Here is a 17,806-nt window from a genome sequence, read left to right as displayed (position 1 = left end):
GGATCTTCCGGACGGCTGCTGCCACACCCTCTGATAACCACCGAAGGAGCGCCAACATGGCCGCCACGCAGGAAGAGATCGTTGCCGGTCTCGCCGAGATCGTCAACGAGATCGCCGGTATCCCGGTCGAGGACGTCCAGCTGGACAAGTCCTTCACCGACGACCTGGACGTCGACTCGCTGTCCATGGTCGAGGTCGTCGTCGCCGCCGAAGAGCGCTTCGACGTCAAGATCCCGGACGAGGACGTCAAGAACCTGAAGACCGTCGGCGACGCCGCGTCCTACATCGCCAAGCACCAGGACTGAGTCTCACGTCGCGTTTGTCGCCACCCTCCGGTGGCGCCGTGAAAATTCAGCACCCTCTACACGTGGAGAAAGAATTCCTGTGAACTCGACCAATCGCACCGTGGTCGTCACCGGTATCGGCGCAACCACACCGTTGGGTGGCGACAGCGCATCGACTTGGGAAGGTCTGATCGCCGGGCGTTCCGGCGTGAAGCTGCTCGAGGGTGAGCGCTTCGCCGATCTTCCGGTGAAGATCGCGGCGACCGCCGCGGTCGACCCGGGCGAGGTTCTGCCGCGCCCGCTGGCCCGCCGGCTGGACCGCTCCGCGCAGTTCGCGCTGATCGCGGCCCGCGAGGCATGGGCCGATGCCGGCTACACCGCCCCGGCCGGAGAGGACGAGTCCGTCGCCCCGGCGCGCCTGGGCACGGTCATCGCCTCCGGCATCGGTGGCGTAACGACTCTTCTCGACCAGTACGACGTGCTCAAGGACAAGGGCGTACGCCGCGTGTCCCCGCACACCGTGCCCATGCTGATGCCGAACGGCCCTTCCGCCAACGTCGGCCTCGAGGTGAACGCCCAGGCGGGCGTGCACACCCCGGTCTCCGCGTGCGCTTCCGGCGCCGAAGCGATCGGCTACGCCGTCGAGATGATCCGCACCGGCCGTGCCGACGTGGTCGTCGCGGGCGGCACGGAAGCGGCGATCCACCCGCTGCCGATCGCGGCCTTCGCCAACATGATGGCGATGTCCAAGAACAACGACGAGCCCGCGAAGGCCTCGCGCCCCTACGACACGGCCCGCGACGGCTTCGTCCTCGGCGAGGGCGCCGGCGTCGTGATCCTGGAGTCGGCCGAACACGCCGCCGCGCGCGGCGCGAAGGTCTACTGCGAGGTCCTGGGCCAGGGCCTGTCCGCGGACAGCCACCACATCGCACAGCCGGAGCCGACGGGCCGCGGAATCGCGGCGGCGCTGCGGAACCTGCTGGAGACCACGGACCTCAAGCCGTCCGAGGTCGTCCACCTCAACGCACATGCGACGTCCACGCCGCAGGGCGACGTCGCCGAGATCAAGGCACTGCGGTCGGTCCTCGGGGACGAGCTCGACCACGTGGCGGTCTCCGCCACGAAGTCGATGACGGGTCACCTGCTGGGCGGCGCGGGCGGCATCGAGACGGTGGCGACGGTGCTGGCACTCCACCACCGCACGGCCCCGCCGACGATCAACGTCGACGACCTGGACGAGACGGTCGACGCGGACATCGTCCGCGACGAGCCGCGTGGTCTGCCGGAGGGCACGATCGCGGCGATCAACAACTCGTTCGGCTTCGGCGGCCACAACGTGGTGCTGGCGTTCCGCACGGTCTGAATTCTCCACGGCGGCTTGGGCCCGCGCCCCCTGGTGGGGCGCGGGCCTCTGCTTACTCCCCCACCCCGCCCCTCCCGCGGACCACTCACAGCCACGGGGCCACCCTCAGCCCCGTCGGCGCTTGCGGCACGGGGGCATCTTCAGCCCCGCCGGCGCTTGCGGCACGGGGGCACCTTCAGCCCCGCCGGCGATTGAGGCGCGGGGTTCGGGGCAGCACCCCGACAAGACCGGCGGCACGCCTGACAGGTGGCACCTTCAGCCCCGCCGGCGATTGAGGCGCGGGGTTCGGGGCAGCGCCCCGCCAAGGCTGGCAAGCTCCGCGTCGCCGGCCTCCGAGGCCCACATCCAGCCCCGCCGGCGATTGAGGCGCGGGGTTCGGGGCAGCACCCCGACAAGACCGGCGAGTTCAAGCCCCGCCGGCGATTGAGGCGCGGGGTTCGGGGCAGCGCCCCGAATAGGACGGCGTCACACCACCTGGTGGAGCCACCGCACCGGCGCTCCCTCCCCCGCATACCGGAAAGGCTCCAGCTCGTCGTCCCACGGCTTCCCCAGCAGCTTCGCGATCTCCGCCTCCAGATCCGTCTCGCCCTGCGCGGACCGCGCCAGCGCCGCCCGCAGGCGGTCCTCGGGGATCAGGATGTCGCCGTGCATGCCGGTGACCGCGTGGAAGATGCCGAGGTCCGGCGTGGCGCTGTAGCGCTCGCCCTCCGCCGTCGCGCACGGCTCCGCTGTCACTTCGAAGCGCAGCAGATGCCAGCCGCGCAGCGCGGACGCCAGCTTGGAGGCGGTGCCCACCTCGCCCTGCCAGGAGAACTCGGCTCTCCAGGTGCCCGGCGACGCGGGCTGTCGGATCCAGTCCAGCTGGACCCGTACGCCGAGCACGCCCGCGACCGCCCATTCGACGTGCGGGCAGAGCGCGCGCGGTGCGGAGTGAACGTACAGAACGCCACGTGTCGTCACCGGGACCTCCAGTGTGGGACGAGGTTCGCCTTCCCAGCGGCCTCAGTAAACAGCATCGGGAACAAGTCTCCACAAAAGGGACGGCATGTGACGTGATGTAATTTACTGGCGCCGGTGGGCGAGGTGGACCCTCTGGGTCGACGTGGCAAAAGTTACCGTGCGAGACGCGCCGAGGGGTGACGTACTGTCGGTCCTGGGGCCCGTACGCACCAAGGTTTCACTCGGCAGGAGGGCGGATGCGGGGATTGTGGAGGGGGAAGTGACGTTGCGACGACGCAATCGGACGTTCCGGGCGCGTACCGCCGCGGTCGCCGCGCTTGCCGCCGCCGCCCTGGCGGCGGGTGCTCTTGCGGCATGTGACGTGGCGTCAGGGACTTCAGGTCAGCGCCCCCCGGGGAAGTCCTCGCGCCCCTCCCCCAGTCCGACCCCGACCCCGGTGTGGGACCGCAGCCCCCGTTCGCTCGCCGCGGTCGGCGACTCGATCACCCGAGGCTTTGACGCCTGCCAGGTGCTGACGGACTGTCCGGAAGTCTCGTGGGCCACCGGCTCGGACGCCACGGTGAACAGCCTGGCCACGCGGCTGCTCGGCGCGTCGGCGGCGCAGCGCAGCTGGAACTACGCCCGTTCCGGCGCCGACGTGGCGGACCTGCCGGAACAGATGGCGCAGGCCGCGGCCCACAAACCGGAGCTGGTCACGGTCATGGTCGGCGCGAACGACGCCTGCGCGGACACCGTGGACCGGATGACACCGGTGGAGGACTTCCGCGCGTCGTTCGAGAAGTCGATGGCCCGGCTCAGGCGGGACGCCCCCAAGGCGCAGGTGTACGTCACCAGCGTGCCGGACCTCAAGCGCTTGTGGGCGACGGGTCGTGACGATCCGTTGGGTGCCCAGATATGGAAGCTGGGTATCTGCGCCTCGATGCTCGGCGACGCGCAGGACGAGAGCCCACGGGCGCAGCAGCGCCGGGACACGGTCCAGCAGCGGGTCGTCGCGTACAACGGGGTGCTGAAGGACGTGTGCGCGAAGGACGAGCGCTGCCGGTACGACGGCGGGGCCGTCTTCGACTTCCGCTTCACCGGTGATCAGTTGAGCCGCTGGGACTGGTTCCATCCCAGCAGGAACGGCCAGCAGCGGCTGGCGGAGATCGCATACGGCCACGTCACAGCCGCGGAGGCGCCCCGGGCCGGGGAGTAGGGCCCCGCGATCCAGGGGTCCCGCCGGGCGGGCCGACACCCGGTTCCACCGCACGCGCGGGAGGCGGCGGCGACTACCTCTCCAACGAGATCGCCTACCGTGCCACGCTGCTGCGCGACCGCCTCGGCCTGGACATTCCCGGTGGCCATGTGCACACGCCGGTGCTGCAGTTCGGCGCGGGGAACACCACGGAGATCACCGACCCGGAGTTCGTACGCAACCGGCTGGACATCATCGCCCAGGTGCGGACGATCATCTCCGTGGCGGCCGGCAGCGGTGGGCCCGCATGATGGGCGCATGAGAATCGCGGCGGGCCAGTTCACATCCGTACCGGGCGACATCGAGGCGAACGTCCGGAGCATGCAATCTCTGGTGCACGCGGCGGCCGGGCGGGGCGCCCGCCTGGTCTCCTTCTGCGAACTGGCCGCCACCGGTTACGACCTGGGGCTGATCGCCGAAAGGCCCGACCTGTGGCTGGCCGAGGACGATCCACGTCTGGAGCCGCTGCGGGAGGCGTGCCGTACGACGTCGACAGCCGCACTGGTCGGCTGCGCCGCCCGCACGGCCGGCCCCCGGCCCACGATCACGGCGCTCGTGATCGGCCCGGACGGCGAACCGTTCGCCCGCTACGACAAGACGCACCTGTACGGCGAGGAACTGGACGTCTTCACCGCCGGCACCGAGGAGGGCCGCTTCGTCCTCGACGGCGTCCGGTTCGCCGTGGCGATCTGCTACGACAACCGGTTCCCGGAGGTCGCCCAGCGGGCGAAGGCCGACGGCTGCCACGTGTACGTGGCGAGTTCGGTGCTGGAGGCGGACAACGACTCGTTCCGACAGGTCTATCCGGTCCGCGCCGCCGACCACGGCCTGCCGGTGCTGCTCGCCAACGCGGTGGGCCCGTGCAGCGTCGGCGACTGCCGGGGCGGCAGCGCGGTCTGGGGCCCGGACGGCGCCCTCCTCACCACGGCGGGCCCGGACGCCCCGGGCCTCGCGGTGGCCGACGTCATGGCCGTGCAGGCTTAGGACCTCCCTGCGACAGGGAGTGGGCTCCCTGTCGCGGGGAGGTCGTCAGTCCGCCTTGCGGAAGGTGTGCGGTCCCGGCCGGGTGGGCTCCGCGGCCGGCTCCCCGTCCTCGGGCCGGACCAGGTCGCGAACCATGAGCGTCGCGCCCGCCACCGCGCCCGGCATCAGGAAGACCGCGACGAACGGGACGAGGAAGGCCAGCGTCAGCGGTATGCCGAAGCCGAGAGCAAGCAGCCGACGGCCTCTCAGCAACGCCAGCCGCTCCTTCAGTTCGACGCCGCGCCGCTGGAGGGCCACCGCCGTCAGCTCCTCCGCCAGGAAGAAGCCGGAGACGCAGAACCCGACCACCGGGACCACCGTCTGGCCGACGACCGGGATGAAGCCGCAGGCGAAGAGCAGCACGCCGTAGAAGACCACGCGCAGCACGATCCGCAGCGAGTCCCTCGCGGAGATCCACAGCTCACGCCAGAGCGGCAGTCCCGAATGGGGCACCTCGCCGCCCTCGGAGCGGTCGACCTGCTCGGAGAGGTTCTCGTAGAAGGGCTGGCCGACCAGGAGCGTCACGGCGGTGAACGTGATCACCGCGAGGAACAGCCCGAAGACGAAGAGCAGCGCCGTCAGCGTGCCACGGAAGAGGTCGAGCCACGGCGAGGACCAGTCGTCGGCGAACGGCGTCGCCCAGGCGGTCAGGTCGTCGGCGCCGTAGACGAGTCCGCCGAGCGCCGCCGTGTACAGCACCAGGGTCACCAGTCCGGGCAGCAGACCGAAGCCGAACCAGCGGCCGTGCCCGGCGACCCAGCGCTGTCCCTTCATCAAGTAGCCGAAGCCCACCCCAAGATCACGCATACGCACACCCTATCGGGGCGCCTCTTGTTGTTCGGCAGTGGAACCGGTAGACCCTGCTTACTGATCACCACGCACTGCACCACGCACTGATTCATCGTGCCGAATCGTTCCGACACCCGGAGGCTCGCACCGCATGGGCTCACGCCGACCCGCTCTGATCACCGCCGCGCTGACCGCCGCTCTCGCCGGCGCTTTACTTGCCCCGCTCCCCGGAGCCGCCGCGGCTCCCGCCCAGGACCAGCCGCAGCCGCATCCCGTACGAGAAGGGGGCGCACGTGATGCCGCGTCGGCTGCCGGGGCGCCTCTGTCCGCCGCCGCCGAGGCGCTCAGCCGCTCCAGGCCCGCCCCCGAGCTCACCCGCGAGGGCGGGTATCCGCGCCGGACGGTGCTGGACACACCGCCGGAGAACCAGGCCGACAAGTCGATAAAACTGGGGCTCGCGCCGTACCACTCGCTCGCTCCTCGCCTCAACGACCTGCAGCGACTGGGCAACCGGGTCAGCGTCGAGGTCGCCGGCCACTCGGCCGGCGGGCACGAGCTGTACCTCGTCACCGTCACCGCGCCCGAGAGCGCGGGGCAGGCGCGCGAGCAGGAGCGGATGCGGGAGCGCATCGAGAACGCCCCGGCGGCCGCCGCGAGGGACCGGCGCATCAAGTCGGCGTACAAGACACCCGTGTTCATCAACAACAACATCCACGGCAATGAGTGGGAGGGCACGGACGCGGCCCTGAAGCTCATCGAGGAGCTGGCGCAGGCCAAGGACGCGCGGACCGCGGACCTGCTCGCGAAGAGCCGCGTCTACCTCAATGTGACGGCCAACCCGGACGGCCGGATCGCGGGAACCCGCGCCAACGCCGGCGGCTTCGACCTCAACCGCGACTTCATCACCGCGACCCAGCCCGAGACCCGCGCCATCCGGCGGATCGCCATCGACAAGCAGCCGGCCGTCATGCTCGACCTGCACGGCTACGTCAACGGCACGCTGATCGAGCCGACGACACCGCCGCACGGCGAGAACTACGAGTACGACCTCTTCCTGAAGAACGCGTACGCCAACGCACTCGGCATGGAGAAGGGCGTCAACGGGCTCGGATACACCGAGGAGAAGGACGGTGTGCGGCCGGCGGTGATCCCGTTCCGGGACCAGGAAGAGGGCTGGGACGACTGGCCGCCCATCTTCACCCCGCAGTACATGCCCTTCCAGGGGGCCGTCGCCTCGCACACCATCGAGTTCCCGATGACCGTCAACAACACCGCGTACAACACGCTGCCGGTCGAGGAGCTGCGGCGCAGGGCGGCCATCAACACCGACATCGCCGGCGCGGCCATGCGGGCGACGCTCGACCACACGTACACGCACCGCGCCGCGGTGCTCGCCGACCAGATCGAAACTTTCCGGCGGGGCGCGGCGGGCGAGGCGCAGCGGCCGGTGTCGCCGGAGACCGTTCCCGGGGTGCCGGGCATCGGTCCGGAGGACGTGTACACCGCGAAGTTCCCGCGGGCGTACGTCATCCCCGCCGGGCGCGCCCAGCGGTCGGCCACCGCGGCGGCCCGGCTGGTCGACCATCTGGTCGCCAACGACGTCCGCGTGGGGCGGGCGCTCAGCCCGTTCCGGCTCGCGGGACGTTCCTACCCCGCCGGGTCGTACGTCGTCGACATGCACCAGCCCAAGCGCGGTATCGCCAACGTCATCCTGGCGGACGGCCGGGACATCAGCGCGGACGTGGCCGCGATGTACGACATCTCCGGCTGGAGCCTCGGTCTGCTGTGGGGCGCCGACGTGCGCGCGGTCGAGTCGGGCGAGCTGCGGGTCCGCACCCGCACGGTCCACGCCGCCGCGCCCACCGGGTACGTCGCCCCGCACGGTGATCTGCGGCTGCGCCTCGACGACCCGAAGGAGCTCGCGGCCCTCAACTCTCTGCAGAAGCAGGGCGTCGGGGTGCGTCGGGCGAAGGACGGCTCGGCGATCGTGCCCGGCTCCGCCCGTGACCGGGCCCGCGTCCTCGCGGACCGGCTCGGGGTCGCGTTCCACGCCACGAAGGAGAAGGGCGGCGGGGCACTGCAGCGGGCCAGGGTGGCCGCGGCCGTCACGGCGGGCGAGCTGCTCGCGCTGCGCGAGATGGGCTTCGACGTGGAGCCGGTCTCCACGGCCGTGCTCAACGCGGGCTTCGACTGGTCGAAGGCGGATGTGCTGTACGTGTCGTCCGGGCTGGACCACGCGAAGCTGACGCCCGAGGCCCGCGCCGCGTTCGAGAAGAGCGGCGTCGGCGTAGTGGGCCTCGGCGCGCAGGGGGCGGCCTTCAACAACGCTGCGGCACTGCTCGACGTGACCGCGGTGGAGGGCAACGGCGACGGCAACGGCGTGGTGCGGGTGACCAACGCGGGCGGCGCCATCACCGGCGGCGCCCCGGCGCACACGTTCGTCTACTCGCCGCTGTGGTTCACCGGCCTCGGCAGCGGGGTGCGGGTGGAGCAGTCGTACGGAACGGTCGACCCGCTGGTGTCCGGCCACTGGCGTGCCACGGACAAGGGCACGGGTGGCCCGGGTGACGCGGCGGGCCGGGCGTCGATCGTCTCCGGCACGTCACGGGCTGGGACGCCGGTGGCGCTGTTCGGCACGGAGCCGCTGTTCCGGTCCCACCCGAAGGGCGTCTTCGCGCAGATCGGCCGGGCGCTGCTGACCCGCTGACCCGCGGCTCATGCGAACGAGGGCCGCACCCCGCGCGGGGTGCGGCCCTCGTCGTGTCCTGCTCGTCAGACCGCGAGCTCGACCGTGATGTTGCCGCGGGTCGCCTTGGAGTACGGGCAGACCTGGTGGGCCTTCTCGAGAAGGTCCTTCGCGGTGGCGGCGTCCACGTTCGGGATGCTCGCGGAGATCTTGACGATGATGCCGAAGCCGTCGTCGTTCTTGCCGATGCCGACCTCGGCGGTGACGGTCGAGCCGGAGATGTCCGCCTTCTCCTGGCGGGCCACGACACCGAGCGCGCCCTGGAAGCAGGCGCTGTAACCGGCGGCGAACAGCTGCTCCGGGTTGGTGCCGGCGCCACTGCCGCCCATCTCCTTCGGCGGGTTGACGACGACGTCGAGCATGCCGTCGGACGTGGCGACGCGGCCGTCACGGCCGTTCTCCGCGGTGGCGACAGCGGTGTACAGCACGTCGGACTGCTGAATGGACATGGAGACTTCCTCCTGCTGATTCGCCGCGACTCGCGCCCACGATCGCGACGGCTGAGGAAGAGCCTAACGGGTCGCCTACCGGGCCAGAGAAACGATCATCTTTCCGGTGTTCTCGCCGCGGAGAAGCCCGGCGAAGGCCTGGTACCCGTTCTCGATGCCCTCGACGACGGTCTCGTTGTACTTGAGCTCGCCGGAGGCGATCCAGCCGGCCACGTCCTGCACGAACTGCGTCTGGAGCGCGGCGTGGTCGCTCACCAGCATGCCCTGCAGACGCAGCCGCTTGCCGATGACGAGGGCGAGGTTGCGCGGGCCGGGGGTCGGCTCGGTGTTGTTGTACTGCGCGATCATCCCGCAGATGGTCGCGCGGCCGCCCACGTTGAACGACGAGATGGCGGCCTCGAGGTGATCACCGCCGACGTTGTCGAAGTAGACGTCGATGCCGTCGGGGGCGGCGTCCCTCAGCTGGTCGGCGACGGGGCCGTTCTTGTAGTTGAACGCCGCGTCGAAGCCGTACTCCTCGACGAGGAGCTTGACCTTCTCGTCCGAGCCGGCCGAGCCGATGACGCGCGAGGCGCCCTTGATACGGGCCATCTGGCCGACCTGGCTGCCGACGGCGCCCGCGGCACCGGAGACGAAGACGGCGTCGCCCTCCTTGAAGGACGCGACGTCGAAGAGCCCCGCGTAGGCGGTGAGGCCCGGCATGCCCAGCACGCCGAGGTACGCGGAAAGCGGGGCGAGGGAGGCGTCGACCTTCGTCGCGTGCTTGGCGGGCACGCTCGCATACTCCCGCCAGCCGAGGCCGTGCAGCACATGATCGCCGACCGCGAAGCCCTCGGCGTTCGACGCGATGACCTCGCCGACCGCGCCGCCGTCCATGGGGCGGTCGAGCTGGAAGGGCGGGGTGTACGACTTCACGTCGTTCATCCGGCCCCTCATGTACGGGTCGACGGAGAAGTGCAGGTTGCGCACGAGGACGCGGCCCTCCTCCGGCTCGGCGACCGGCGCCTCTCGCAGCGCGAAGTCCTCTGCCTTGGGCCAGCCGTGCGGGCGGGCGACGAGGTGCCATTCACGGCCGGACGCGGGAAGTGCGGACATGCTGCGTGCCTCCTAGAAAAGCTTCAGTACCTGAAACAACCATGCGCCTGAATATTTCACGTTGTCAAGTAAATCGGTATCCTGATGCCATGGCCACCCAGCGAACAGACCCTGTGACCCTTGAGGTCGTCGAGCTCATCGGCGCCGTCGTGTCCCGCTACCACGCGGAATACGAGCAGGCCGCCACCGAGCACACCCTCACCGGGGCACAGGCCCGCGTCCTGGCGCTGCTGGCCATGGAGAGCACGCCGATGCGCCGCATAGCGCAGAAGCTGAAGTGCGAGCCGTCGAACGTCACGGGGATCGTGGACCGCCTGGAGGCACGCGGCCTCGTCGAGCGCCGCCCGGACCCGGGCGACCGCAGGGTGAAGCTGGCTGCGGCCACACAGAAAGGCCGCGACACCGCCCGAAGGCTGCGGGAGTCGCTGGACTTCGCACGCGAGCCCCTGGCACAGCTGACCGCGGCGGAACGCACGGTGCTGCGGGACCTGCTCCAGCGAATGCTGGGCGAGGACACGGCCGACCGGACGGCGGCCACGCAGGACGCGCCTTAGAGGACACGCACCCCAGACGCGCGGAAGCGCGTCACGCCTCAGGCACGTGTCGCGCCTTGGGCGGGCCCGCCCCTGGTCCGCCCGGCAAACCCTAGACGCACCAGAACAGCCAGCGTTCGCACGTCTCCGTCGGCGTCGGCTCCGGAGGTGGCGGCGGGTTCTCCTGATTCGGCGGATCGTCGCCGCCAGGGTCCGTGGGCGGCTCGCCGGTGCTACTGGGGCTCGATTCGTCCGGCCGGTCGTCCGGGGACGACGCGGACGGGGAGCCGCCGTCGGCCGGCTCCGAGTCCGACGGCTTCGCGCCGTCGCCCTCCCCGTCGCCGTCGCCGTCGCCGTCGCCGTCGGCAGCTTCGCCGCCCGAGCCCTCGCCCTTGCCCTTGCCCTTGCCTGACGTGCCGGGACGCGGGGAGCCGGACTTCGTGACAGCGGGCTCCTTCACCTGGTCCGGCACGTCGTTCGACTCGTCGGAGGCCGTCGGCTCCGGGGTCTGTGACTCGACGATCGGCTCTTCCCGCACGGCCGTCGCCGCGCCGTCGTCGCCCGATCCTTCGATGGCCAGCTCGGCGAGGCTCAGCGCCCCCGCCGCCAGCACCAGCCCCAGTATTCCGAGCAGCACCTTGCGGCCGCGCCGCTTCCGGGCACGGCGTCCCGCAGGCTTGCGCCGCTGCGGCGCGGCCTGTCGGCGCGAACGGCGCGGCCCGGGCCTGTCCGCGGGCTCGGGCTCCACGTCCAGTTCGTAGACGTGGTCCGGCTCGGGAGCGCTGGGGCTGTGGTGACGGAGCTCCTCGACCGGTGTTCCACACCCGGCACAGGCCAGGGCGCCGTTGAGGTGCCGTCCGCACGGGTGGCAGTAATCCATGGCGCCCGCAGATTATTCGGCTGCGGTGTGCTTACGGTGGGCCGCCCTGTGTAGATCCTGTGTGGAAAGCAGCCTTCCGCGGCGAGTCGACTCGCCACGGTTGACGCCTGCCGGCGGGCAGGATGTCGGTCATGAACCCTGACGCCCGCTTCGGCCCGCTCGACTTCCAACTGGTGCTTCTGCGGCGGATGGCCGACTTCCAGCCGGACCTCGTCGAGGACGCCCGCCGTCGGCTGGGTGCCTCGCTCACACAGATGCGCGAGGCCAACCGGCGGTGGCAGGCGATGGTGCGTTCCCCGAGGTCACGGGGCGCGCTGGGGCGCTACCGCGCGGTCCTCGGCAAGCCCGTCTCTGTGCAGCGGCGGCGGATCGGCGACCTGGAATGCGACGCCCATCTGTGGCCGGTGCCGCTCTGGCCCGACCTGCGCTTCGAGGTGCTCGCCGCGGACGACGGCGCGGTGTGGAACGAGTGGCTGGTACGCGCTCCGGGCACGGCCGGGCCCGACCTGCGCACGCCGGCCGATCTGGCCCCGTGGTCGTGCACCGTGGACGAGGTGGCGAAGGCGTTCCCGCCCGCGCGTCCTATGGAGGGTTCGGCGCCGACCCGATGGCGGCTGGAGTTCACCCTCCCCGACGGTGAGACGCGCGTCGCGGAATTCACCTGGGGCCTGCTGCAACGACTCACGGACTGATCTGGCGGCCCGTCAGGTCGGGCGCTCCCCTACCCCCCGACCGGCGCATCCCAGCGCGCGCTCGGCCCGCGGTGATCGCACGATGCGAACAAGTACCGCACTCGGGAGGACCCGCCGTGACCGTCAGCCTTGAGCAGTTGCGCCGTTGCCATGTAGCCGTCGACCTGGGAGCCGCCAGAACGCGCGTCTTCGTGAAGGGCCTCGGACTCGTCGTCGACGAACCGAGCGTCGCCGCCGTGAACACCCGCACCGGGGCGCTGATCGCGGTCGGCTCCCTGGCCGAGAAGATGACCGGCCGCACACCCGACTACATCCGGGTCGCCCGCCCTGTCTCCGGCGGCACCGTCGTCGACATCGACATGGCCCAGCGGATGCTCCGCCACCTGCTCGGCGAGAAGCTCCGGCGCCAGCTGCGCCGCAAGCCCCGGCTGCGTGCCGCCGCCAGCACCCCGCACGACAGCGACCCGCTCGCGCAGCGCGCCACCGTGGAAACTCTGGTGGGTCTCGGCGCCCGCCGTGTCGAACTGGTCGACACCCTGATCGCGGCGGCCGTCGGCTGCGGCCTCCCGGTGGAGGAGCCCAGCGGTGCCATGATCATGGTGTGCGGCGCTGCGACGACGCAGATCGCGGTCCTGTCCATGGGCTCGATCGTCACCGCCGCCCGCATCCCCATCGGCGGCAACGCCATCGACAACGCGGTGATCCAGCATCTGCGCCACCAGCACGAGTTGATGCTGCCCAGCCAGTCCGTGCGCCCGCTCCAGGTCACCCTGCACGGCAACGGCCTCACCCAGCAGGGCCCGTCCGTGACGGAGATCCACGGCCGGGACGTCGCCACCGGCCTCGCCCGTTCCGTCCGTGTCGACACCGCTGCCGTCCGGCAGGCGATCCACACACCGCTCACCTCGGTGCTCGACGGCATCGGCAGGGTGCTGCGGGACTGCCCGCCCGACCTCGTCGCCGACCTCGTCGACCGCGGCATCATGTTGGTCGGCGGCAGCGCGCTGCTTCCCGGCCTCGACCAGATGCTGCGGGACGCGACCGGAATGACCGTCACCATCGCGGAGCGGCCGGACACATGCACCGTGCTTGGCCTCGGCGCCATGCTCGAGGGCCGGATCCAGCCCCTGGAACTCGCCCCGGTGGCCGAAGAACTGGACTGAGCCGGCCGGGTAGGCCCAAGCGGTGAACGCCGACGCCGGCCGGGACACGGCCGGCCCCGGGAACGGAACCCCCCGGGGTCGCGGCGCTTCTCGAGGCGGTGATCGGCGTCGGCACCGACCTCGATCTGCACGCCACCCTCCAACGCATCGTCGACACCGCCGCCGAGCTGACCGGCGTCCGGTACGCCGCGCTCGGTGTGCTCGAGCCCGCCGCGAGCAGCTCGCCGTCTACGAGGACCGCGACCCGATCGCCCGGGATCTGCACGACCTGGTCGTCCAGCGGCTGCTCGCCACCGAGACGATGCTGGAGTCGACACGCCGTCGAGCCGGGGCCGGCGCACCGGACGCGCTGCTGGGCCGCGCCGTCGACGAGCTCGACTCGACCATCCAGGAGGTGCGGACCACGATCTTCGCCCTGCAGCAGCCGCCGGCCGACGCGACGACGACGTTCAGGGGCCGGGTGCTGCACGAGACCCGGGGCGCGGCGGCGCCGCTCGGCTTCTCCCCGTCGGTGCACTTCAGCGGGGCCGTGGACTCGCCGGTGCGCGAGCCTGTGGGCGGCGAGCTGCTGACCGCCCTGCGCGGCGCGCCGGCCGCAGCCCGTCGGCGGCGCGAGGTCTCCTCGATCACCGTGCACGTCGACGCGACGGCACAGCCGGCGGACGGTCGCCAGGGCGTACGGCTCACGGTCACGGACGGCGGCCTGTCCGACGACGACGGGGAGCGTGGCACGACCCTGACCTGGCACCGGCCGCTGTAGGGCGTCCCGAGCCGGGCGGACGGACAGGGCCGGCATCGCCGGTAAATGAGTCGCGCGGTTGCGGAGCGAAGGCCGACAGTGGTGCGCCATGAGCGAGCTGTGGACGACGGCGACCGCGGGTGCGGTGGCCGGACTGGGTGTGGCCGTGCCGGTCGGCGCGATCGGCGTGCTGCTGGTCCAGCAGGGCATGCGCGACCGGCGCGGAGCGGTGGCCGCGGCGTCGGCCGTGGCGGTCGTCGACATGGCGTACGCGGCGGTGGCCACGGCGCTCGGCCCGCTGATCGCGTCCGCGCTGACCGGCGTGGAGGCGTGGGTGCGTCTCGCGTCGGCGATGGTCCTCGTGGCCATCGCGGCCCACGGTCTGCTGTCCTCGCGCACCAAGGTGCTCCCCGCCGAAGCAGACCTCGGCGCGGCCACGGGCGCCGATGGCGGACCCCTCCGGATCTTCACGCGCTTTGCCGCCCTGACCCTCATCAACCCCACGACCGCTCTTTACTTCGCCGCGCTCACCACCGCCCAGGGCGCCGCCCTCCGCGGCAGTGCCGCGGGAGCCGTCTTCGTCGGCGGAGTGTTCGCGGCCTCGCTGGTGTGGCAGCAGCTGCTGGTCGCGGCCGGTGGTTTCGCCGGTGCCCGGATCTCCGACCGGGCGCGCGCCTGGACCTTCCGCGTCGGCTACGGCCTCGTCGCCGTGTACGCCGTGAAGATCGCGCTGCCGCTCCCCTAGCGAGGGCCTGCGACCGCATCGGCCGTCGCGACGAACCGCTCCGCCCGATCCGCGGCGCGAAGGACTCGTTTTCGATCGGCTTCATACTGCCGCCCGACCCGGCCCTGGCAGGCTGGGTGTACGCGTACGGGCGGACACGCACCGTCCGGCCGACGGCCTGACGAGGGCGGACGACGCCTTCCGGCAGCGCGCCGGCGTGCGCCGAGGGCGGGAGCGCGACAATGACGCCTCCGCACGCGACACGAGGAGGACCAGGCGTGAGTTCGCTCTTTCCGGCGTTGGATGCCGCGGCCCCCGGCTCCGGCCGCATCGCCCTTCGGTTCGGGGAACGCTCCGTGACGTACGGGCAGCTGAACGGCGCGGCCGGCGCCCTCGCGGCACGGATCGCGGAGGCCGGGAGGGTCGCCCTGTGGGCCGCGCCGACGCTCGAGACGGCGGTGGGCGCGGTGGCGGCGCTGCTGGCCGGCGTACCGGTCGTGCCGCTCAACCCGAAGACCGGCGAGCGGGAGCTGGCGCACATCCTCACCGACAGCGCGCCGACCCTGGTACTCGCCGGCCCCGACGACGAACTGCCCTCACAGCTACGCTCGTTGGAGCGCGTCGACATCCCCGTCACGGGCCCGGCGGGCGCGCTGCCGCCGGAGGCGGGGGCCGGTTCCCCCGCGATGATCGTCTACACCTCGGGCACGACGGGCCCGCCCAAGGGCGCGGTGCTGCCGCGCCGCGCGATCGCCGTCACGCTGGACGCGCTGCAGGACGCCTGGCAGTGGAGCGCCGACGACGTCCTGGTGCACGCACTGCCCCTGTTCCATGTGCACGGGCTCATCCTGGGGATCCTCGGCCCGCTGCGCCGCGGCGGCGAGGTGCGACACCTGGGACGTTTCACACCGGAGGGCGTGACGAGGGAGCTGAGCTCCGGCGGCACGATGCTCTTCGGCGTGCCCACGATGTACCACCGGCTGGCCGAAGCGCTGCCCGAGGACGCGGAGTTGACGAAGGCGCTGGCCGGAGCGCGGCTGCTGGTGTCGGGCTCCGCGGCCCTGCCGCTGCCCGACCACGCGCGCATCGCCGCCGCGACCGGCCGCCGGGTCGTCGAGCGGTACGGGATGACGGAGACTCTGATGAACACCAGCGTCCGCGCGGACGGCGAGGGCCGGCCGGGCACGGTCGGAGTGCCTCTGCGCGGGGTGGAGCTGCGGCTCGTGGAGGAGGACGGCACGGAGATCACCGCGCGGGACGGCGAGACGATCGGCGAGATCCAGGTACGCGGCGACAACCTGTTCACGGAGTACCTGAACCGTCCCGACGCGACGGCCGCGGCCTTCGACGGAGACTGGTTCCGCACGGGGGACATGGCCGTGCGCGAGGCGGACGGTCATGTGCGCATCGTCGGCAGGAAGGCCACCGACCTGATCAAGAGCGGCGGCTACAAGATCGGGGCGGGCGAGATCGAGAACGTGCTGCTGGACCATCCGGCCGTGCGCGAGGCGGCGGTGACCGGCGAGGCCGACGCCGACCTCGGCGAGCGGGTGGTCGCCTGGATCGTGGCGGCGGACCCGCAGTCCCCGCCGACCGAGGAGGAGCTGGCGGACCATGTCACCGCCCAGCTCGCGCCGCACAAGCGGCCGCGGACTGTCCGGTTCCTCGACGTCCTGCCGCGCAACGACATGGGCAAGATCATGAAGCGGGCGCTCCATGGCTGAGCGTCTGTCCGCCGAGCGTCTGTCCGCCCGCGAGGCGATCGCCCTGGTCTGCGACGGGTTCACGGAGCAGGAGCTCGCCGAGCTGCCGGCCACCGGGGACGGGCCGCTCGACTGGGAGGGCTACGGCGCTCAGCGGGCCCGCGCGTCACGGCGGACGGGCTCCGCGGAGTCCGTGGTCTACGGCACGGCCCTGCTCGGCCGCACCGAATGCGTTCTGATCTCCTTCGAGTTCGGCTTCCTGGGCGGTTCACTCAGCGGGCGGGCCGGGGACCGGCTGGAGGCCGCGTACACCCTGGCCCGTGAGCGCCGGCTGCCGCTCGTTTCGCTGATCGCGACGGGCGGCAGCCGGATGCAGGAGGGGATGGTCGCGCTGACGCAGCTGCAGCGGGTGGCCCGAGCGTCCGCGCTGCTGCGTGAGGCGCGGCTCGCGCACATCGCCGTGCTCCGCGACCCGACGACGGGCGGCGGCTGGGCCACCCTCGGGGCGGGTGCGGACGTCATCCTGGCCCTGCCCGGCGCCCAGGTCGGCTTCGCGGGCTCCCGCGTGCGCCCGGCGGACGCGGACCCGTCGGCGTACACGGCCGAGGGCCAGCTCGCGTCGGGCCAGGTCGACGCGGTCGTACGCCCGGAGGCGTTGCGCGACACCCTGGCGTTCTGGGCCGCGGCGCTCGCACCCGGCGCGGCGGCCGGGGAGGCCGCCCCGCCGCCGCGGGCGCTCGGCGGGGGCGGGGAGCTTCCGCGCAGCGGGTGGGACGCCGTACGGCAGGCACGTGAGCCGGGGCGGCCGCGGGCCGCGGCGTATCTCGACGACTACTTCACGCGCCGCGAGCCGCTGCGCGGGGACAGGTGCGGCGGTGACGACCCGGGCATGCTGTGCGGTGTGGGTCTGCGGGACGGGCGGCCGGTGGCGTACGCGGCCCAGCGCGGGACGGCGACCACGCCCGCCGGTTACCGCACGGCCGCCCGCGTCGTACGGCTCGCCGACCGGCTGGGGCTCCCCGTGCTGACGCTCATCGACACGCCGGGCGCCGCCAACGGCGCCGAGGCCGAGCGCTGCGGCGCGGGCGCGGCGATCGCGGAGCTGTTCACGGCCGTGGCCGCCGCCCGTACCCCGCTGACGAGCCTGCTCATCGGCGAGGGCGGCTCCGGGGGCGCCCTGGCGCTCGCCGCTCCCGGCAACACCTGGGCCGCTCCGGGCAGTTACTTCTCCGTCATCGCGCCGGAGCTGGCCGCGGCGATCCTCAAGCGTTCCCCGGAGCAGGTGCCGCACACCGCGGACCAATTGCGGCTGCGGCCTCAGGACCTGGTGGACCTGGGTGTCGTACGGGGCATCGTGGGCCCCGAGTAGCGGCGCGGCACGAAGAAGGGGCCCGGTACGGCGACCGCCGTACCGGGCCCCGACGGCGGG

16 protein-coding genes and 2 pseudogenes are annotated in these 17,806 nt (G+C 72.2%); 13 read left to right on the top strand and 5 right to left on the bottom strand.

Features of this window, described 5'->3' with window-relative positions; genetic code table 11:
* Nucleotides 1–56 precede the first annotated feature (56 nt).
* Both ACIQ7Q_RS14465 and ACIQ7Q_RS14460 read left to right on the top strand, forming a co-directional pair.
* The gene (locus ACIQ7Q_RS14465; protein WP_403860348.1) at nt 57–305 is read left to right on the top strand and encodes an acyl carrier protein; all 249 of its coding nucleotides are present in this window, start codon (nt 57–59) and stop codon (nt 303–305) included.
* A gap of 79 nt (nt 306–384) precedes the next feature.
* Nucleotides 385–1,647, top strand: coding sequence for a beta-ketoacyl-[acyl-carrier-protein] synthase family protein (locus ACIQ7Q_RS14460; protein ID WP_403860345.1), 1,263 nt, complete (start codon nt 385–387; stop codon nt 1,645–1,647).
* Between the two features lie 465 nt (nt 1,648–2,112).
* Here ACIQ7Q_RS14460 and ACIQ7Q_RS14455 read toward each other — a convergent pair whose 3' ends face one another.
* Complete coding sequence (locus tag ACIQ7Q_RS14455; RefSeq protein WP_403860342.1) at nt 2,113–2,607, bottom strand: DUF3145 domain-containing protein; 495 nt, start codon at nt 2,605–2,607, stop codon at nt 2,113–2,115.
* Nucleotides 2,608–2,872: 265 nt separating this feature from the next.
* Between ACIQ7Q_RS14455 and ACIQ7Q_RS14450 the strand changes: the two genes are divergently transcribed.
* The 3 genes and pseudogenes from ACIQ7Q_RS14450 (at nt 2,873) to ACIQ7Q_RS14440 (ending at nt 4,825) form a co-directional block, all read left to right on the top strand.
* On the top strand, nt 2,873–3,802 hold the full coding sequence (locus ACIQ7Q_RS14450) for an SGNH/GDSL hydrolase family protein (RefSeq protein WP_403860601.1): 930 nt from the start codon (nt 2,873–2,875) through the stop codon (nt 3,800–3,802).
* 11 nt (nt 3,803–3,813) lie between these two features.
* Nucleotides 3,814–4,092, top strand: a pseudogene (locus ACIQ7Q_RS14445) (pyroglutamyl peptidase); the annotation flags it as partial.
* Between the two features lie 7 nt (nt 4,093–4,099).
* On the top strand, nt 4,100–4,825 hold the full coding sequence (locus tag ACIQ7Q_RS14440; protein ID WP_403860340.1) for a carbon-nitrogen hydrolase family protein: 726 nt from the start codon (nt 4,100–4,102) through the stop codon (nt 4,823–4,825).
* Between the two features lie 45 nt (nt 4,826–4,870).
* Here the strand turns inward: ACIQ7Q_RS14440 and ACIQ7Q_RS14435 are convergent, their stop codons facing one another.
* Nucleotides 4,871–5,671: an EI24 domain-containing protein gene (locus ACIQ7Q_RS14435; protein WP_403860337.1), complete on the bottom strand. Its 801-nt coding sequence runs from the start codon at nt 5,669–5,671 to the stop codon at nt 4,871–4,873.
* Between the two features lie 133 nt (nt 5,672–5,804).
* On the opposite strand from ACIQ7Q_RS14435, the gene ACIQ7Q_RS14430 reads away from it, so the two are divergent.
* Entirely contained in the window at nt 5,805–8,360 is a 2,556-nt protein-coding gene (locus ACIQ7Q_RS14430; protein WP_403860334.1) for a M14 family zinc carboxypeptidase, read from the top strand.
* A gap of 65 nt (nt 8,361–8,425) precedes the next feature.
* Here ACIQ7Q_RS14430 and ACIQ7Q_RS14425 read toward each other — a convergent pair whose 3' ends face one another.
* Complete coding sequence (locus ACIQ7Q_RS14425; RefSeq protein WP_403860331.1) at nt 8,426–8,848, bottom strand: organic hydroperoxide resistance protein; 423 nt, start codon at nt 8,846–8,848, stop codon at nt 8,426–8,428.
* Nucleotides 8,849–8,923: 75 nt separating this feature from the next.
* Entirely contained in the window at nt 8,924–9,943 is a 1,020-nt protein-coding gene (locus tag ACIQ7Q_RS14420) for an NADP-dependent oxidoreductase (protein WP_403860329.1), read from the bottom strand.
* Nucleotides 9,944–10,032: 89 nt separating this feature from the next.
* On the opposite strand from ACIQ7Q_RS14420, the gene ACIQ7Q_RS14415 reads away from it, so the two are divergent.
* Nucleotides 10,033–10,497 (top strand): MarR family winged helix-turn-helix transcriptional regulator, encoded by a 465-nt coding sequence (locus tag ACIQ7Q_RS14415; RefSeq protein WP_403860326.1) that lies wholly within the window; start codon nt 10,033–10,035, stop codon nt 10,495–10,497.
* 91 nt (nt 10,498–10,588) lie between these two features.
* Here ACIQ7Q_RS14415 and ACIQ7Q_RS14410 read toward each other — a convergent pair whose 3' ends face one another.
* Nucleotides 10,589–11,356, bottom strand: a complete 768-nt coding sequence (locus ACIQ7Q_RS14410) for a hypothetical protein (protein ID WP_403860323.1) — start codon at nt 11,354–11,356, stop codon at nt 10,589–10,591.
* 131 nt (nt 11,357–11,487) lie between these two features.
* On the opposite strand from ACIQ7Q_RS14410, the gene ACIQ7Q_RS14405 reads away from it, so the two are divergent.
* From ACIQ7Q_RS14405 to ACIQ7Q_RS14380, 6 genes and pseudogenes are all read left to right on the top strand, one after another.
* A complete protein-coding gene (locus ACIQ7Q_RS14405) occupies nt 11,488–12,048 on the top strand; it encodes a hypothetical protein (protein WP_403860320.1) in 561 nt (186 codons plus the stop codon).
* Nucleotides 12,049–12,164: 116 nt separating this feature from the next.
* Nucleotides 12,165–13,211: a rod shape-determining protein gene (locus ACIQ7Q_RS14400; protein ID WP_403860317.1), complete on the top strand. Its 1,047-nt coding sequence runs from the start codon at nt 12,165–12,167 to the stop codon at nt 13,209–13,211.
* Between the two features lie 199 nt (nt 13,212–13,410).
* A pseudogene (locus tag ACIQ7Q_RS14395) lies at nt 13,411–13,971 on the top strand (histidine kinase); the annotation flags it as partial.
* An 88-nt stretch (nt 13,972–14,059) separates the two neighbouring features.
* On the top strand, nt 14,060–14,695 hold the full coding sequence (locus tag ACIQ7Q_RS14390; RefSeq protein ID WP_403860314.1) for a lysine transporter LysE: 636 nt from the start codon (nt 14,060–14,062) through the stop codon (nt 14,693–14,695).
* Nucleotides 14,696–14,952: 257 nt separating this feature from the next.
* Nucleotides 14,953–16,398 (top strand): acyl-CoA synthetase, encoded by a 1,446-nt coding sequence (locus ACIQ7Q_RS14385; protein WP_403860312.1) that lies wholly within the window; start codon nt 14,953–14,955, stop codon nt 16,396–16,398.
* Entirely contained in the window at nt 16,391–17,746 is a 1,356-nt protein-coding gene (locus tag ACIQ7Q_RS14380; RefSeq protein ID WP_403860309.1) for a carboxyl transferase domain-containing protein, read from the top strand. Before ACIQ7Q_RS14385 ends, ACIQ7Q_RS14380 begins: the two co-directional genes overlap by 8 nt.
* The last annotated feature ends 60 nt before the right edge of the window (nt 17,747–17,806 follow it).

Source organism: Streptomyces sp. NPDC096176, from assembly GCF_044763255.1.
In the GTDB taxonomy this organism is placed as follows: Bacteria; Actinomycetota; Actinomycetes; order Streptomycetales; family Streptomycetaceae; genus Streptomyces.
The sequence above is the reverse complement of the archived record's forward strand: the minus strand, read 5'-3'. Positions and strand labels throughout refer to the sequence as shown.

Coding starts and splice junctions, on each gene's coding strand:
- ACIQ7Q_RS14465 (WP_403860348.1), top strand. CDS start 57: ATGGCCGCCACGCAGGAAGAGATCGTTGCCGGTCTCGCCGAGATCGTC.
- ACIQ7Q_RS14440 (WP_403860340.1), top strand. CDS start 4,100: ATGAGAATCGCGGCGGGCCAGTTCACATCCGTACCGGGCGACATCGAG.
- ACIQ7Q_RS14435 (WP_403860337.1), bottom strand. CDS start 5,671: ATGCGTGATCTTGGGGTGGGCTTCGGCTACTTGATGAAGGGACAGCGC.
- ACIQ7Q_RS14430 (WP_403860334.1), top strand. CDS start 5,805: ATGGGCTCACGCCGACCCGCTCTGATCACCGCCGCGCTGACCGCCGCT.
- ACIQ7Q_RS14425 (WP_403860331.1), bottom strand. CDS start 8,848: ATGTCCATTCAGCAGTCCGACGTGCTGTACACCGCTGTCGCCACCGCG.
- ACIQ7Q_RS14420 (WP_403860329.1), bottom strand. CDS start 9,943: ATGTCCGCACTTCCCGCGTCCGGCCGTGAATGGCACCTCGTCGCCCGC.
- ACIQ7Q_RS14415 (WP_403860326.1), top strand. CDS start 10,033: ATGGCCACCCAGCGAACAGACCCTGTGACCCTTGAGGTCGTCGAGCTC.
- ACIQ7Q_RS14410 (WP_403860323.1), bottom strand. CDS start 11,356: ATGGATTACTGCCACCCGTGCGGACGGCACCTCAACGGCGCCCTGGCC.
- ACIQ7Q_RS14405 (WP_403860320.1), top strand. CDS start 11,488: ATGAACCCTGACGCCCGCTTCGGCCCGCTCGACTTCCAACTGGTGCTT.
- ACIQ7Q_RS14390 (WP_403860314.1), top strand. CDS start 14,060: ATGAGCGAGCTGTGGACGACGGCGACCGCGGGTGCGGTGGCCGGACTG.
- ACIQ7Q_RS14380 (WP_403860309.1), top strand. CDS start 16,391: ATGGCTGAGCGTCTGTCCGCCGAGCGTCTGTCCGCCCGCGAGGCGATC.